A 16,918-nucleotide genomic window follows, 5' to 3' on the forward strand; every position below is an offset into this window, starting at 1 on the left:
CTATTTGACTGAGCCCAGCATTCCCTGGACGAATTGGCGTTGCATGAAGAAGAAGACCGCGAGGGTGGGAAGCGTTGCGAGGATGGTGCCGACCATGACGACGCCGTAATCGGGGTAGTAGGCGGAGGCGAGCGAGGAGACGACGAGTGTGATTGTCTTCGTCTCGTTCGACTGCAGCACGATTAGCGGCCAGAGATAGTTGTTCCAGGCCGTCATGAAGACGATGATGAAGGCGGCCGCATAGGTCGAGCGCATCACCGGCACGTAGATGTAGAGAAAGATCTGCCATTCCTTCAGCCCGTCGACCTTGGCTGCATCGCGCAGCTCCGAAGGGAACGCCTTGGTGCACTGGCGGAAGTAAAAGACGATGAAGGCCGAGCCGATCGACGGCAAGACGACCGCGAGGTGGGTGTTGATCAGCCCCGCCTTGCCCATCATGATGAAGAGCGGGATCATCAGCGCCGCAAACGGGATCATCATCGTCAACAATAACGCGCTGTAGATGCGGTCGCGGCTGCGCGAGCGGAACATCTCGAAGCCATAGCCGGCAAGCGACGAGACGGCGAGCGTCAACGCTGTCGCCAGAATGGCGATCTTGGCCGAATTCCAGAAGACCAGCGGTGCATTCACCTGGGTGAAGAAAGTGGCGATGTTGGTGGCAAGCGCGCTGCCCGGCATCATCCTGCCCTTGATGATGTCGATCGACGAATTGGTGGCGCCGAGCAGCATCCAGACGAAGGGAAAGATCGAGAGAAAGGCCATCAGCCCGACGAAGCCGTAGGTGACGATGGTGCCGACGATGCGTGTGGTTCCATTGTTCATCGGTCGCGCTCCCGTGCCGCGAAGAATTGCAGGCAGGCGAGCAGGGCGACGAGCACCACGATCACATAGGAGACCGTCGCCGCGTAGCCGAAATTCGGCATGAAGCGGAAGGTCAGGTTGTAGATATAGAGCGACAGGGTCAGCGTGGCGTTGGACGGTCCGCCTTTGCCTTCGGTGAGGTTATAGACCTCGTCGAAGAGCTGGATCGTGCCGATCGTCGAGATGATCGTGGTGAACAGGATGACGGGCTTCAACAGCGGGATAGTGATGTGGGTGAAACGCGCCCAGGCAGGCACCCCGTCGATCCGCGCGACCTCATAGATCGACTTGTCGATGTTCTGCATCGCCGCGAGATAGAAGATCATGTTGTAGCCGGTCCAGCGCCAGGTGATGGCGAGGATGACGAGCACCTTCGCCCAGAAGGGATGGGTCAGCCACGGGATCGGCGAGGCGATGATGCCGATCGCCTCAAGCGTCGAGTTGACGACGCCATCGAGCGCGAACATGCCCTTGAACAGCACCGAATAGGCGACGAGCGAGGTGACGCAGGGCAGGAAGATGGCGGTGCGGAAGAACCCTCGCCCGACGAGCCTCGGATTGTTGAGCAATGACGCCAGGATTAGCGCCAGCAAGATCATGATCGGCACCTGCACGACGAAATAGGTCAGCGTGTTGGTGAGCGCCTTGATGAAGACCGGGTCGTTCCAGAGACGGACGATGTTGGCGAAGCCGGCGAATTTCAGCATCATGCCGCGGCCGGACTGGAACGACATCCAGAGCGACCAGACGATCGGATAGATCATGAAAAGGGCGATCAGCCCGAGCGCCGGCGCGACGAAGAGCCAGCCATTGACGTTGTAATATCGGCCGATGCCGCCGCGACGCGCGAGAGCCATCATCATCCCCATGGATAGCAGGAGCCGTTGGCCGCGGCGCAATCGCCGCGGCCTACAGCGCCGCGCGTCTTCAAGACGCGCCAAGAACGCTGTAACACTTTGAATTGCTGCATAATTTTTCCCTCAAATCGACTTCGACTTGAGGAATTATGCAGTTGTGGTGCAGACAATCGCCGTAGCGATTACTGGACCTGTGCGCTGACCTCGGCGTCGATCGCCTTCAGCACATCGTCGACCGGTGTTCCCTGCTGCAGCGCCGGCAATTGCGCGGTGACGGCGGTGTCCGCCTCGTTGGTGAAGACGCCGTAGTTGACCGAGGGAACCTTCGCGAGCCAGTCGGAGAAGTTCTGCCAGACCTTTTCACCGCCGAAGAAGGCATCGGCCTCGCCATAGGCGGCTCCGCCGCGGGCGGCGAGCAGCGAACCGACGGCGCCGCGGTCTTGCAGGATCGTCTGGTAGAAATCGACGTCCTTGGCGTAGACCGCGTTCAGGAAGTCGACCGCCTCGGCTTTCTCGGCCGAACTTTCGAGCACGTACCAGCTCGATCCGCCGAGGTTCGAGGCGTGCGTCGCGCCGTCGATCGAAAGGGCCGGGATCGGTGCTACGCCCCACTTGCCCGCTTGGTCCGGCTGCGCCTTGACGGTACCGGTGATCCAGACGCCGGTGATGACGGTGGCGACGTCACCGGACGTGAAGGTTCCGACCCAATCGGCCCAGCCGGCGGCGGGTTTGTAGATGTTGGAAGACATGATCTTGCCGACCGTCTCCAACGCTCCCTTCAGCGCGGCGTTGCCGGTGATGTTCGCCTTGCCTTCCTTGTCGAAGTACCATTGCCCGGCCGATTGCATGATGATGCGCACGAGGCCGGCGTCGGTCGGGTCGAGACCCATCATCTTCTTGCCGGTCTTGGCTTCGACCTGCTGGCCGATCTCGATGAAACGGTCCCAGGTGATGCCCTGCATGTCCTCCGGCTTGAAGCCTGCCTGCTCCAGATAGTCCTTGCGATAATAGAGGCCGGTGACGCCGGAATCGAAGGGCATGCCGTAGACCTGGCCATCCAGCGTCATCAGCTCGACCTTATAGGGAGCAAAGCCGGAGTAATCGACAGTGCCGGACAGCGGCGCAAAGGCGCCGGGGAAGGACTGCAGATACTTCTGTGCGCCATAATCCTCGATCAGCACGATATCGGGCAGGGCATCCGCCGTGCCGGACGAAAGGCCGGTCTGCAGCTTCTGCTCGACGTCGGCCTTGGCGAAATCGACGATGTTGAAGGTGACGTCCGGATGCGTCTTGGTATAGCGCGCGCCGGCCTCCTTCATGATCGCGACGTTGAAGTTCGGATCCCAGCACCAGACGGTGATTTCCTTGGCTTGCGCCGCAGTCACCGCCAAGAGGCTGGCGCCGGCGAGCGCGATGGCGCTAAAGCGCGGCAGATAGATACGCATGTCCATTGTTTTCCTCCCTCGAATTTCGTTCCCCGAGACGTTCCTCCTGGTCTCGGCGCGGAGTATTTCGCAAAATTCTGAAGAAGGCAATATTTCAGTAAATTTTTACCACCGTGTTTTTTACCGGCTGTATTACGGGCCAGCAACGGAGCCCGTCGTGGCCGTGCTGCCGCGCCAGACCATCTCTGTTCCGAGGATCACCTTTTTGGCGACGTCGCGTCCGGTCAGGCGCTCGATCAATAGGTCGACGGCCGTCTCGCCGATCATTTCGGCCGGGATCTTGACCGTCGAAAGCGGCGGGCCGAGAAACTGCGCGACCGGGATGTCGTTGAAGCTTGCCACGGCGACATCGTCAGGGATTCGAAGGCCCATCTCGTGAATGGCCCGGTAGGCGCCGATCGCCATGTTGTCGTTGCAGGTGACCAGGATCTTGGGCGGGTTGGGTTTCGACAGCATCGCCTTGGCGAGCGTATAGCCGCTGTCCGGCGTCAGCTTCTCGACCATACAGAGTTCCGGATCGTAGAGGCCGGCCTTCGTCATCCAGTGGATGAACGCGCGGCAGCGGCGCTCCGAATGGATGTCGTCCTTGTCGCGGAAGGCGTCGATCCAGCCGAGAAAGCCGATTCGGCGGTAACCCATGCCGTATATGCCTTGAAGCAGGCGGTTCATGGCCACGGACACGTCGCTCATCACGCTGTCGTCGACATCGTCGTCGGGGGCGAAATCGGCAAAGACCAGGTGGCGGCTGTGCCGCCGCAGCCAGTGAACCTCTTCGCCGTAATGGTGGCCGACGGCAACGACGCCGTTGGCGCCCTGCAGGATCGCCGCCTCCGGCAGGTTGCCGTTGTGGAAGACCTTGACCACCTCGATCTTCAGCGCCTGGCAGCGGTTTTCGATGCCGAGCCTGACGCCGACATAATAAGGATCGATCAGTTCCTGGGCGGGCTGGAGGAAATGCACCAGCGCGAATTTCAGGCCCTGCATCGGTCCCGCGCCGCGCCCGCGGTTGCGGGGCGTCGCATAGTTCAGCGCCTCGGCCGTTTCGATGATCGCCTGCCGCTTCTTGGTGGAGATCGAAAGCGTTGGATCGTAATTCAGCACCCGTGAGACGGTCGCCGAAGAGACCCCGACAGCCGAAGCGATTTCCTTGATTGTTACCATGTCCAACGTCCTGCCCGCCGCCGCAACCCAGGCTTCGGGCGCGGCGCAATCTTTATTTAGTAAAATTTTGCTCGGGTTTTTTCAATCTCTGGGCGTTGTATTTCGTTCGTCGAGCGTGACGCAACCGCGCTTGAGATCACGCAGCGCGGCCGGTTGCCAGTGCCTGCGCCTGAAGCTCTTCGGAAAGGAACGCCCACAGTGCTGAGACCGGGCGGGATGACAGGCCCTGGTGATCGGCCGCGAAAAGCCCGAGTTCGATCACCGGGGCGGGCGGCAGGCCCTCTTCGGTCCCGAGGACCCGCATCGTGTTGGCGCGGATATTGAGATCCAGCAGAACGGCGATGCCGAGCCCCGCCTCGATCATCGACTGGATCGAGGAGAGGCTGGCGCTCGTCAGCACCGTGCGCCAAGGCCGACCCCCGCCCTTTAGCGCTTCAATCATCTTGTGGCGCCAGGTGCAGACCCCGTCGAAGGTGACGAGCGGCAAAGGCCCTTCCTCCGGGAGCACAAAGCCGCGCGCCGCGACCCAGCGCAGCGGCAGCCGCCAGGTGAGGATCGGCTCACCACGGATCAGGGCCGGATCGCCGATCGCGACATCGAGCTGACCCTGCGACAGCTTCTCCGACAACACGGTGCTTTCGGTGACCGTCAGTTCGAGCGCCACGTTCGGATGACATTCGGCGAAGCGCTGCAGTGCCCTTGGCAGCGAGCCGACGGCGATGTCCTCGATCATGCCGAAGCGGATCGGGCCCTGGAGCGCCTGCCCGGNCCGGGCTCCTTCGCTCAGCCCCAGCATCTTCTGGGCATAGGGAAACAGCACATGCCCGGCTTCGGTCAGGTCCATGCCTCTGGTGCTGCGGTTCAAAAGCCTGGCGCCGAGATCGTCCTCCAGCCGGCGCAACTGCATGCTGACGGCGGCTTGAGTCCGGGCCAGCCGCTGGGCAGCACCGCTGACGCTGCCGCATTCGGCGATCACGACGAAGGCGCGCAGCAGGACGATGTCCAGATCATGCATATAACGATCCCTTATGGCGACATCACAACTATTAGCGTTCATTATTGTGCCGGGATTGCTATGTCTTTTCAAGCGCAACGGGAGAATGGACATGGCGGAAACGGAGACGACGGCGGATAGCGGGTGGAGCGGGCAGGGTACGACGGACGATTCCACAGGGCGTGTCTCTGTCGCGATCGTTTTTTGTTTGCTCTCCATGTCGAGTGTGCAGTTCGGCGCTGCACTCTCCAAGCCGGCGATGGAAAGCGTCGGGGCTTTTGGCGCGACCTGGCTGCGGCTCTCCTGGGCGGCGGCATTCCTGCTGCTCCTCGTCCGCCCACCCTTCCTCAGCTACACCCGGGCGCAGTGGCTTTCGGCGCTCTCGCTCGGCGCCACGATGGCCGTGATGACGCTCTGTTTCTTTGCAGCCATCGCGCGCATCCCGCTCGGGCTTGCGGTGGCGATCGAGTTTCTCGGTCCGTTGACGGTCGCTGCGATTTTCGGCGGCCGTGGCTGGCGCCTGCTTTGCCCCGTTATCGCCGCCGCCGGCGTACTCTGCCTCTCCTGGGACGGTACCGCCTGGGTGGCGGATACGCGCGGGCTGCTTTTCGCCTTCGGCGCGGCGATCGGCTGGGGCGGTTACATCGTGTTGATGAAAAATGCCGGCCAACGCTTCAGGGGATTGGAGGGACTTGCTGTTTCGCTGCTGTTTGCAGCAGTCTTCGCGATGCCGTTCGGGCTGCATCAGGTTCAATCCGGTTTCTCCTTCGACATGCTGCTGATGACGGCTGGGCTCGCCATTCTGGTGCCGTTGCTCCCCTACGCGCTCGAGTTCATGGCGCTCCGTCGCATGCAGCCGTCGGCCTTCGGCATCCTGATGAGCCTTGAGCCGGCCATCGGCGCCGGCGCCGGCTTCCTCGTTCTCGGGCAGGCGCTCTCCCTCAATCAGATCTTCGGCGTGGTTCTCGTGATGACCGCCAGCGCCGCCGGCACATTGCTGGCGAGGGCCTAGCGCGTAGCGGAAGGCGCCTGTTTTCGCCCGCTAGTCCTCTGAACGTTCCGACGCTCCCGCGTCGGGGTCGGCCGGCCCGCGTTCAGCCTTCTGCGACCTCCGATGAATTTCATCGACGTCTTGCGCGTTAGATGAAAAGTGCCCGTTTACAAAAGTAATATTATATGATTTTTTCTCGATGGCTGCTTGGAGGCAGCTTTCTTTGGGAGGAAATCATGAAAATCGCCAAGGCACTTGCGAGTGCAACGATCCTTGCTGCCTGCACGCTCGGCAGTGCTTCCGCGGCCGATCTGGTCGTCGGCTTTTCGCAGATCGGCTCGGAGTCCGGCTGGCGCGCCGCCGAGACGACGCTGACCAAGCAGCAGGCAGAGCAGCGCGGCATCGACCTCAAATTCGCTGATGCGCAGCAGAAACAGGAAAACCAGATCAAGGCGATCCGCTCCTTCATCGCGCAGGGCGTGAACGCCATCCTCGTCGCCCCGGTCGTCGCTACCGGCTGGGACGAGGTGCTGCAGGAAGCAAAGGACGCGGAAATTCCGGTCATCCTGCTCGACCGCACCGTCGATGCCTCGAAGGATCTCTATCTGACCGCGGTAACTTCCGACCTCGTGCACGAAGGCAATGTTGCCGGCAAGTGGCTCGTCGACGCCACGGCAGGCAAGCCCTGCAACGTCGTCGAGCTTCAGGGCACGACCGGCTCCTCGCCGGCAATCGACCGCAAGAAGGGCTTTGAGCAGGCGCTTTCCGGCCACGACAACCTGAAAATCGTCCGCAGCCAGACCGGCGACTTCACCCGCACCAAGGGCAAGGAAGTCATGGAAAGCTTCCTCAAGGCGGAGGACGGCGGCAAGAACATCTGCGCGCTCTATGCCCACAACGACGACATGGCGGTCGGCGCCATCCAGGCGATCAAGGAAGCCGGCCTGAAGCCGGGCAAGGATATACTTGTCGTTTCGATCGATGCCGTTCCGGACATCTTCCAGGCGATGGCCGCCGGTGAAGCCAATGCCACGGTCGAGCTGACGCCGAACATGGCCGGCCCCGCCTTCGATGCGCTTGCCGCGTACCAGAAGGATGGCACGGCACCGCCGAAGTGGATCCAGACGGAATCGAAACTTTACACTCAGGCCGACGAGCCGCTGAAGGTCTACGAGGAAAAGAAGGGCCTCGGCTACTGATGTCGGCCGTGGCCCGCGCTGCTTCTCGCGCGGGCCACGCTCTTTTCCAAGTTTCCGGCTGAAGAGCGCTGCTTGTCGCAGACAGGCGCCGTGCTTCTCGTCCGACAGATACCAGCATCGCGGAGACGGTACCGATGCAGACCAATGACCACATTCTCCAGGCGATCCGGATCGAAAAGACCTTCCCGGGCACAAGGGCCCTCGACAAGGTCGATTTTCACCTGCGGCGCGGAGAAGTTCATGCGCTGCTTGGCGAAAACGGCGCCGGCAAGTCTACTCTTATCAAATGCCTGACCGGCGCCTACCGCCGCGACGGCGGCGCCATCCTGCTCGATGACGCGGAGGTCGATCCGCGCGACACGTTCGAGGCCCAGACGCTCGGTATCGGCACGGTCTACCAGGAGGTCAACCTGCTGGCGAACCTGACCGTTGCCGAAAATCTCTTTCTCGGGCGCCAGCCCCGGCGCTTCGGCATGGTCGACGTTAGCGCCATGAACCGTCGTGCGCAGGAGCTGCTCGCCGACTATGAACTCGACATCGACGTCACCCGCGATCTTGCAAGCTATTCGGTCGCGATCCAGCAGGTCGTCGCCATCGCCCGCGCGGTCGATCTCTCAGGCAAGGTGTTGATTCTCGACGAGCCGACGGCAAGCCTCGACGCGCACGAGGTGGCGATGCTGTTTCGCATTGTCCGGCGCCTCAAGGCGCGTGGGCTCGGCATCATCTTCGTCACCCACTTCCTTGAACAGGTCTACGAGGTTTCAGACCGGATAACGGTGCTCAGGAACGGGCAACTCGTCGGGACCCGTGAAACTGCCAATCTTGATCGGCGCGAACTGATCGCGATGATGATCGGCCGTGAACTGGCGGCGGAAATCCACGCACCGCGCGCGCAGGCCCAGGAAGGACCGTTGCGCTACCGGTTTCGCAATTACGGTCGCAAGGGTCGCGTCCGTCCCTTCGACCTCGATGTCCGCGCTGGTGAAGTCGTCGGCATGGCGGGCCTGCTCGGCTCCGGTCGCACGGAAACGGCGGAGCTTCTCTTCGGGGCCCATCGTGCCGACAGCGGCGAGGCCGAGATCGACGGCCGCGCGGTCGACCTCTCATCACCGCGTGCCGCCATCCGCCATCGCTTCGGCTTCTGCCCGGAGGACCGCAAGACATCAGGCATCATCGGCGACCTCTCGGTACGCGAGAACATCGTGCTCGCCCTGCAGGCGCGCCGTGGCTGGACACGGCCGATCGCCCGGGCGGAACAGAACCGGCTGGCGGACCACTACATCCGCGCGCTCGATATCCGCACGGCCGATCGCGAAAAGCCAATCAAGCTCTTGTCCGGCGGCAACCAGCAGAAGGCGATCCTGGCGCGCTGGCTCGCGACCGAGCCCGAATTCCTGATTCTCGACGAGCCGACGCGCGGTATCGACGTCGGCGCCCATGCGGAGATCGTCAAGCTCATCGAGGCGCTGCGCGAGAAGGGGCTGTCGCTGATCGTCGTCTCGTCAGAGATCGAGGAACTGGTCGCCTACAGCACGCGGATCATCGTGCTTCGGGATCGCGCCCATGTCGCCGAACTCGACGGCAACCGGATTACCGCCCACCAGATCGTCGAAGCGATCGCCGCAACCAATGAAAGAAGGACGTCGTGATCGCGACCATCAGGCTCTACTTCAACCGGTTGCTACCGCAACTGATCGCGCTTGGCGTCATCATCGTGGCGGTTTCGCTCGTGTTTCCCGGCTTCCTCAACCTGGAAATCCAGAACGACCGGCTTTATGGCAGCCTCATCGACATCCTTAATCGCGGCGCCCCTGTGGTGCTGCTGGCAATCGGCATGACGGTCGTCATTGCCACCAAGGGCATCGACCTCTCGGTCGGCGCGGTCATGGCGATCTGCGGCGCTACCGCGGCTGCTTGTATCACGTCGGGACATTCGGTCGCCGCAACCCTGCTGATCACGCTTGCCGTCGGTATCCTTTGCGGTCTGTGGAACGGGGTGCTGGTGGCGGTGCTCGACATCCAGCCGATCATTGCGACACTGGTCCTGATGGTCGCCGGGCGCGGTATTGCCCAGCTCATCACCGAGGGCGCGATCCTGACCTTCAATGATCCCGGCCTCGCCTTCATCGGCAGCGGTTCCTTCGCGGGCCTGCCGATGCCGGTCGTGATCTGGCTGGTCTTCGGCGTGCTGATCGCCATGCTCGTCCGACGGACGGCGCTCGGCATGCTGATCGAAGCGATCGGCGTCAATCGTCAGGCGAGTACGCTGTCCGGCGTGCTAACGCCCGTGCTGCTGATCGCCGCCTATGTTCTTTCCGGCCTTTGTGCGGCCATCGCCGGCATCATTGCCGCCGCCGATATTCGTGGCGCTGATGCCAACAACGCCGGGCTCTGGCTGGAGCTCGACGCCATCCTCTCGGTCGTGGTCGGCGGCACATCCCTGCTCGGCGGCCGCTTCAGCATTGCCGCATCGGTGCTCGGTGCGATCATCATCCAGGCGATCAACACCGGCATTCTTCTTTCCGGCTTCCCGCCGGAGTTCAACCTGATCATCAAGGCCGCGATCATTGTCTTCATCCTGGTGCTTCAGTCGCCGCGGTTCCGCACCGCCTTTTCCTTCTTGGTGCCGGCGCGTGGCGCGAGCAAACCGAGCGAACGAGCTGCAAAATGAAGCCGAAATATCTTCCGCTGATCGCGACGCTCGTGATCTTTCTTCTCGGCTATGCGCTTTGCGTCGCGCAGTATCCGAACATCCTCTCCACGCGGGTGATTGGAAACCTTTTGACCGACAATGCCTTCCTCGGCATCGCGGCCGTCGGGATGACCTTCGTCATCCTCTCGGGCGGCATTGATCTCTCCATCGGTTCGGTCATCGCGTTCACCGGCGTTTTCCTGGCCGTCGTGCTGGAACACACGAGCATCCACCCACTCGTCGCCTTCGCGATGGTTCTAACGATCGCGACGCTGTTCGGCGCGGCGATGGGGGCGATCATCCACTATCTGGAGTTGCCCGCCTTCATCGTCACGCTTGCGGGCATGTTTCTCGCGCGCGGCGTTGCCTTTGTGCTGTCGATCGATTCCATTCCGATCAAGCATCCATTCTACGCGACGCTGAAAAGCCTCTACTTCAAGCTGCCTGGCGGCGGGCGCATCACGCTGATCGGCGGGTTGATGCTGTTCGTCTTCGCCATCGGCATCGTGCTGGCGCATCGCACCCGTTTCGGCACCAACGTCTACGCGCTCGGCGGTGGCACGGCGACCGCGCGGCTGATGGGCGTTCCGGTCGCGGCGACGACGATCCGCATCTACGCCTTTTCGGGCCTGTTGGCGGGGCTGTCCGGCATCGTCTTTTCGCTCTACACGTCGGCCGGCTACTCGCTGGCCGCCGTCGGCGTCGAACTGGACGCGATCACTGCGGTCGTCATCGGCGGGACGCTCCTGACCGGCGGTTCGGGGTTCGTCGCCGGCACGCTGGTGGGCATCCTCATCCAGGGTCTGATCCAGACCTACATCACTTTCGACGGATCGCTGTCGAGCTGGTGGACGAAGATCCTGATCGGCCTTCTGCTGTTTGCTTTCATCCTCTTGCAGAAGGGCATCATCTACGTCTCGCGTCATCGCCGACAGCCGGCGTGATCTGGCAAGGACCGTGCGATGTGGCCATTCTTCCAGCCGCCGCGCAAAAGGACGAGCCACCGGCTCGTCGTCGAAGAGCTCGGCCAGGCGGTTGTCGCAGGGGAATTCGCCGTCGGCGCCATCCTGCCCGGAGACGTGGAGCTTGCGGCACGATTCAACGTCTCCCGCACGGTTCTGCGGGAAGCAATGAAGACGCTCGCCGCCAAGGGGCTCGTCGTCGCGCGCGCCCGCATCGGCACACGCGTGATGCCGCGGGCGAGCTGGAACCTCTTCGACGGCGACGTGCTTACCTGGCATTTCCGGGCCGGTGTCGATGAGGAGTTCCTGCGCCATGTCACCGAGGTCCGTCTCGCTCTGGAACCCTATGCGGCTGGGCTGGCTGCGCGCCGCGCCACGGACGCCGATATCTCCCATATGATGCGGCTGGCGGTCGCCATGGGCGATGCCGGGCACAGCGCGCAAACGCTGGCGCGCGCCGATCTCGAATTCCACCTCCGCCTGCTCGAGGCTTCGCTCAATCCGTTCATGCAGACCGTCGGCAGCCTGATCGAGGCGGCGCTGATGGGCGTTTTCCGGTTGAGCAACGCGGCGGCCGATGGCGCCGAGATCGATCGTGTCGCAGTAGCGCATATCCGCATCGTCGAGGAAATCCGGCTTCGCAACGAGGAAGGTGCACGAAGCGCGATGGAGCATGTGATAGGCGTGGGGCAGCAACAGTTGATCGCACATTTGAGGGCGCGCGGCTGATCCGGAGGTGAGCGCCGGACGCTCCGCAGACGAGTTGTCACAAAGCATTTTCTGCGCAGCTTGGCTTTGTCCGTCGCGTGGGCGTAGGGTCGGCGAAGATGCCGGCGCAACTTTTGCCGCCGGCGAAGGCGAGCGGAGAGCAGGGTGACGGAACAGGACGTTCTGATCGTCGGTGCGGGACCGACGGGGCTGGTGCTTGCTCTCTGGCTGACCGCCCAGGGGGTGAAGGTGCGCATCGTCGACAAGAATACCGGTCCTGGCCCGACGTCGCGGGCGATGGTGGTGCATGCGCGCACGCTTGAACTCTATCGCCAGCTCGATCTCGCGACAGCGGTGATCGCGGCCGGACACCGCAACCCGTCCGTCAACCTTTGGGCGAAAGGCAGGATCAGGGCGCATATCCCGTTTGGCCCCACCGGTGCGGAGCTGACGCCCTACCCCTTTGTCCTGGTCTATCCGCAGGATCATCATGAGCGCTTGCTGACCGAGCGATTGGAAACCATGGGCGTCACCGTCGAGCGGCAGACCGAGCTGGTCGACTTCGAAGACGCGGGCGGCGCGGTCCGCGCGTGCCTTCGGCTGCCTGACGGCAGCGAGGAGGTCTGTGCCGCGCGATACCTCGCCGGCTGCGACGGAGCCCGTTCAGCGGTGCGGCACAAGCTCGCGGTCGGGTTCGAGGGCGGCACCTATCATCAGACTTTCTACGTCGCCGACGTCGAGGTGAGCGGCCCGACGGCCAATGGTGAGGCGCATATTTCGCTCGAAAGCAGCGACTTCGTAGCACTCCTCGCCTATGCCGAGGGGCGGGGACGCCTAATTGGCCTGGTCCGTGACGAGCGCGAAGACGTGAGCAAGCTCACCTTCAAGGACGTCGGGCACCGCGCCATCGAGGGGCTGCAGCTCACCATCGACAAGGTCAACTGGTTCTCGACCTATCGCGTCCATCATCGTGTGGCTGACCGCTTTCGGGAGGGGCGTGCCTTCCTGCTGGGGGACGCGGCGCATGTGCACAGCCCAGTCGGCGGCCAGGGCATGAACACCGGGATCGGCGATGCGATCAATCTTGCGTGGAAGCTCGCGGCGGTGCTGAGGGGACGAGCGCCCGATGGTCTTCTCGACAGCTATGAGCGCGAACGCGCCGGCTTCGCGCACCAGCTCGTGGAGACCACCGATCGCCTGTTCACCTTCGTGACGGCAGAGGGCCGCTTCGCGGACTTTTTGCGGGTCGAGATCGCGCCGGTTCTGGCAGGTGTCGCCTACCGCATCGGCGGCATCAGGGCATTTCTGTTCCGGATCCTCTCGCAAACCCAGCTGAACTATCGTGGCGGACCTTTAAGCCGCGGCAAGGCCGGCAGGGTGGACGGCGGAGATCGGCTTCCCTGGGTCTTGGTCAATGGTCTCGACAACTACCCGCCCCTTGCCGCCATCACCTGGCAAGTTCATGTCTATGGAGCGGCGTCCGGGGAATTGAAACAATGGTGCGCGACGCGCCATGTGCCGCTCCATGTATTTCCCTGGACGGAGGAACACACGGCGGCAGGGCTGGCCATCGATGCCGCCTATCTCTTGCGCCCCGATACCTACGTGGCGGTTGCCGCTTTGGAGCAGGCGCCCGATGTGTTCGACGCCTATCTGGCGGACGTGGAGATCACCCTCTGCTGACGCGCGCCGTCGCAACAGGGGCCTGGCAACCCCGAAGGCAGTTCCTGTTGGGATTGCGGGGCAGGCGGATCCAACGCCGATTGGCGGAAAGGGTCGAATGGAAAAGGGGCCGGACCGGCCCCGTTGTCGATGTTGCCGTCGGGTCGTCAAGCCTATCCATGGCTGGTTGGTGTCTGGGCGCCGCTCTCCGCCGCGTCGCTTTCTGCCGACGCGCCGTGCGCTCCGACCGGGTGCATGGAAATGCCGGCGAGTTTGTGGCCGCGCTCGCGCAGCCACTGGAAGGCGACGTAGAGCGCCGGGATGACGAAGATGCCGACGAGTGCTGCGGCAAGCATGCCGCCGGCAACGCCGGTGCCGACCGCGCGACGGCTAAGTTCGCCGGCGCCCTTGGCGACCACCAGCGGCACCAGGCCGACGATGAAGGCGAAGCTCGTCATCATCACGGCGCGGAAGCGGGCGCGCGCCCCTTCGATCGCCGCATCGACGATCGAAGCGCCGGCTTCGCGGTGCGCCTTGGCGAACTCGACGATCAGGATCGCGTTCTTCGATGCGAGCGCGATCAAAACGACGAGGCCGATCTGGGCATAGATGTCGAAGGAAAGCCCGGCGACGAGCACCGACAGCAGCGCACCTGATACGCCGAAGGCGACCGACAGCAGCACCGGTACCGGGATCGTCCAGCTTTCATAAAGCGCCACGAGGAAGAGGTAGGCGAAGAGCACGGCCATCGCCAGGATGGCGGTGGTCTTGCCGGCCGCTTCCAGTTCCTGCAGCGCCGTTCCGGTCCATTCGTAGCTGTATCCGGGCGGCAATGTCGAAGCGGAGAGCGCCTCCATCGCGGCAAGCGCCTCACCGGACGAATGTCCCGCGGACGGCTGGCCGTTCAGCGTGATCGAGCGATAGTTGTTGTAGCGCACGATCGATTGCGGGCCGACGATATAGTCGACCTTGGCGACCGAAGCGACCGGCACCATGTCGCCGTTTGCGTTGCGCACGTGCAGACGCTGAATGTCGTCGACGGCGTTTCGGTCCGCCTGAGAAGCCTGCATCGTCACCTTCCAGGTGCGGCCGAAGAGGTTGAAGTCGTTGACATAGTAGCTGCCGAGCGTGCCCTGCAGCGTGGTGAAGAGATCGCTCACCGAGACGCCGAGCGATTGTAGCCGGTCGCGGTCGATATCGAGATAGAGCTGCGGCGAGCTCGCCGAATAGGTTGTAAAGGTGGGGCCAAGCGCCGGGTTCTGGTTGGCGGCGATGATCAGGCCGCCCGCCGTTGCCGAAAGATCGGCGACCGAACGACCCTGCAGATCGAGCAGCTGATATTCGAAGCCCGATCCGGTGCCGAGGCCCATGATCGGCGGCAGGTTGAAGGCGAAGATCTGTGCGCCGCGGATCGCCTGACCCTTGGCCATGGTCGTGCGGATCGCCGCTTCGACGCCGGCCGCATCACTTAGGCGCTCTGCGAAGGGCTTCATGGTGACGATCGCGAAAGCCGAGTTGGACTTCGACAGGCCATCGAGGAAGGAGTAGCCGGTGACGGTGATCACATTGGCGACCCCCTCGATGTCGCCAAGCATCGTCTCCACCTGTTTCACCACCGCGTCGGTACGGTTGTACGAGGCGCCTTCCGGCAGGCGGATTTCGGTAAAGAAGGCGCCCTGGTCTTCCGCCGGCAGGAAGCCGGTCGGCACGACACGGAAGAGGACGCCGGTGGCGACGAAGGCGACGGCCAGCAACGCAAGCCCGATGATCGCGCGGCGGGCGATGTGGCCGGCGACAAAGGCATAACCGTCGCGCCCCTTGTCGATGGTGCGCGAAATGTAGCCGAGAATGCCGCGCTTCGGCCCATGATGCGGCTTCAGAAGCACGGCGCAGAGCGCCGGGCTGAGCGTCAGCGCGTTGATCGCCGAGATCACCATCGACACCGAGACCGCGACGGCGAACTGCTGGAACAGCTGGCCGCTCAAGCCCGGGATGAAGGCGACGGGGACGAAGACCGACAGCAGCACGAGCGTGATCGCGACGATGGCGCCGGTGATTTCACCCATCGCACGACGCGCGGCTTCCGCTGCTGAGAGGCCGGGATTTTCCTCCATCACCCGCTCGACGTTTTCGACGACCACGATGGCGTCGTCGACGACGATACCGATCGCCAGAACCAATGCCAGCAACGACACGGTGTTGAGCGAAAAGCCCATGGCGAGCAGCACCGCGAAAGTGCCGATCAGGGCGACCGGAACGGCGACGAGCGGGATCAGCGTTGCCCGCCAGTTCCCGAGGAACAGGAAGACGATGATAATGACGAGGACGAAGGCCTCGAACAACGTTTCCTCGACATTGTCGACGCTGGCTTCGACGAACTGCGCCGTGTCATAGGACACCGAATAGGTGAGGCCCGGCGGGAACGATTTCGACAAGCGTTCCATCGCCTCCTGCACGCCCTTGGCGGCGGCAAGCGCGTTGGCGCCCGGCGCCTGATAGGTGCCGATCATGGCAACAGGCTTGCCATTGATCCGGGCGTTGGAGTCCGAACTGGCCGCCCCGAGCTCGACACGAGCAACGTCGCGGATGCGCACATAGGAACCATCGGGCCGCGCGCGCAACACCACATCCTCAAACTGCTTGGGATCGGTCAGACGGCCTTGGGTCTGGAGATTCAGCTGGAACAGCGGATCGTCGGTCATCGGCTGGGCGCCGATGCGACCGATCGCGGCCTGAACGTTCTGCGCCTTCAACGCATTGATCACGTCGGTCGGCGTCAGGTCCAGGCTCGTCATGCGGTCGATGTCGAGGACGACGCGCATGGAGTAGTCCTGAGCGCCGAAGAGCTGAGCATCGCCGACGCCGGGCACGCGCTTGACCGTGTCGAGCACGTTGATCGTGGCGTAGTTGGACAGGAACAGGGAATCGAAGTTCTGCTTCTCGTCCGCAGCAAAGATGGTGATCACCTGCATCAGCGCGGACGACTTCTTGCGCACGCTGACGCCGCTCTGCTTGACCTCGGACGGTAGACCCGCTTCGGCCAGCGACACGCGGTTCTGCACGTTGACGGTGGCGATGTCAGGGTCGGTCCCGACGGCGAAGGTGACGGTCAATGTATAGGAGCCGTCGGCGCCGCTCGTCGATTTCATGTAGAGCATGTCGTCGACGCCGACGACCTTGCTCTCGATCGGCTGGGCAACGGTGGTTTCCACCACGTCGGCGCCGGCGCCTGGATAGCTTGCCGTGACGCTGACCTGCGGCGGCACGATGTCGGGGAACTGCGCGATCGGCAGACGGGTGAGCGCCAGCAGGCCCGCCAGCGTCAGCACGATGGAAATGACCGTGGCGAAGCGCGGGCGATCGATGAAGATCTCTGAAATCATCGC

The 16,918-nt window shown here is 63.1% G+C and carries 13 protein-coding genes; 7 read left to right on the forward strand and 6 right to left on the reverse strand.

Annotated features, from left to right (window positions below; all coding sequences use genetic code 11):
• The 5 genes from ACTJKM_RS08760 to ACTJKM_RS08780 form a co-directional block, all read right to left on the reverse strand.
• Complete coding sequence (locus ACTJKM_RS08760; RefSeq protein ID WP_058329942.1) at nt 1–822, reverse strand: carbohydrate ABC transporter permease; 822 nt, start codon at nt 820–822, stop codon at nt 1–3.
• Nucleotides 819–1,718, reverse strand: coding sequence for a carbohydrate ABC transporter permease (locus ACTJKM_RS08765; protein WP_058330128.1), 900 nt, complete (start codon nt 1,716–1,718; stop codon nt 819–821). Before ACTJKM_RS08765 ends, ACTJKM_RS08760 begins: the two co-directional genes overlap by 4 nt.
• A 182-nt stretch (nt 1,719–1,900) precedes the next feature.
• The gene (locus ACTJKM_RS08770) at nt 1,901–3,169 is read right to left on the reverse strand and encodes an ABC transporter substrate-binding protein (protein WP_058329941.1); all 1,269 of its coding nucleotides are present in this window, start codon (nt 3,167–3,169) and stop codon (nt 1,901–1,903) included.
• Nucleotides 3,170–3,295: 126 nt separating this feature from the next.
• Nucleotides 3,296–4,324: a LacI family DNA-binding transcriptional regulator gene (locus ACTJKM_RS08775; protein ID WP_058324429.1), complete on the reverse strand. Its 1,029-nt coding sequence runs from the start codon at nt 4,322–4,324 to the stop codon at nt 3,296–3,298.
• Nucleotides 4,325–4,460: 136 nt separating this feature from the next.
• Nucleotides 4,461–5,537: a LysR family transcriptional regulator gene (locus ACTJKM_RS08780; RefSeq protein WP_440660198.1), complete on the reverse strand. Its 1,077-nt coding sequence runs from the start codon at nt 5,535–5,537 to the stop codon at nt 4,461–4,463.
• Here ACTJKM_RS08780 and ACTJKM_RS08785 point away from each other — a divergent pair.
• The 7 genes from ACTJKM_RS08785 to ACTJKM_RS08815 all read left to right on the forward strand — a co-directional run bounded on the left by ACTJKM_RS08785 (nt 5,425) and on the right by ACTJKM_RS08815 (nt 13,553).
• A complete protein-coding gene (locus tag ACTJKM_RS08785; RefSeq protein WP_058329938.1) occupies nt 5,425–6,330 on the forward strand; it encodes an EamA family transporter in 906 nt (301 codons plus the stop codon). The genes ACTJKM_RS08780 and ACTJKM_RS08785 overlap by 113 nt on opposite strands.
• A gap of 215 nt (nt 6,331–6,545) precedes the next feature.
• A complete protein-coding gene (gene ytfQ / locus ACTJKM_RS08790) occupies nt 6,546–7,508 on the forward strand; it encodes a galactofuranose ABC transporter, galactofuranose-binding protein YtfQ (protein WP_057255557.1) in 963 nt (320 codons plus the stop codon).
• A gap of 134 nt (nt 7,509–7,642) precedes the next feature.
• Nucleotides 7,643–9,157, forward strand: a complete 1,515-nt coding sequence (gene ytfR / locus ACTJKM_RS08795) for a galactofuranose ABC transporter, ATP-binding protein YtfR (protein ID WP_058329937.1) — start codon at nt 7,643–7,645, stop codon at nt 9,155–9,157.
• Nucleotides 9,154–10,179 carry an ABC transporter permease gene (locus ACTJKM_RS08800; RefSeq protein ID WP_057255430.1) on the forward strand — a complete coding sequence of 342 codons (1,026 nt, stop codon included), beginning with the start codon at nt 9,154–9,156 and terminating at the stop codon, nt 10,177–10,179. Before ytfR ends, ACTJKM_RS08800 begins: the two co-directional genes overlap by 4 nt.
• The gene (gene yjfF / locus ACTJKM_RS08805) at nt 10,176–11,144 is read left to right on the forward strand and encodes a galactofuranose ABC transporter, permease protein YjfF (RefSeq protein WP_440660199.1); all 969 of its coding nucleotides are present in this window, start codon (nt 10,176–10,178) and stop codon (nt 11,142–11,144) included. The genes ACTJKM_RS08800 and yjfF overlap by 4 nt, the downstream gene beginning before the upstream one ends.
• A gap of 18 nt (nt 11,145–11,162) precedes the next feature.
• Nucleotides 11,163–11,891: a FadR/GntR family transcriptional regulator gene (locus ACTJKM_RS08810; protein ID WP_058329936.1), complete on the forward strand. Its 729-nt coding sequence runs from the start codon at nt 11,163–11,165 to the stop codon at nt 11,889–11,891.
• Between the two features lie 144 nt (nt 11,892–12,035).
• Nucleotides 12,036–13,553: an FAD-dependent monooxygenase gene (locus ACTJKM_RS08815; protein ID WP_058329935.1), complete on the forward strand. Its 1,518-nt coding sequence runs from the start codon at nt 12,036–12,038 to the stop codon at nt 13,551–13,553.
• Nucleotides 13,554–13,705: 152 nt separating this feature from the next.
• On the opposite strand, the gene ACTJKM_RS08820 is transcribed toward ACTJKM_RS08815, so the two are convergent.
• Nucleotides 13,706–16,915, reverse strand: coding sequence for an efflux RND transporter permease subunit (locus ACTJKM_RS08820; RefSeq protein WP_058329934.1), 3,210 nt, complete (start codon nt 16,913–16,915; stop codon nt 13,706–13,708).
• Nucleotides 16,916–16,918: the final 3 nt, after the last annotated feature.

Source organism: Ensifer sp. 22460 (assembly GCF_052044935.1).
Lineage (GTDB): Bacteria > Pseudomonadota > Alphaproteobacteria > Rhizobiales > Rhizobiaceae > Ensifer.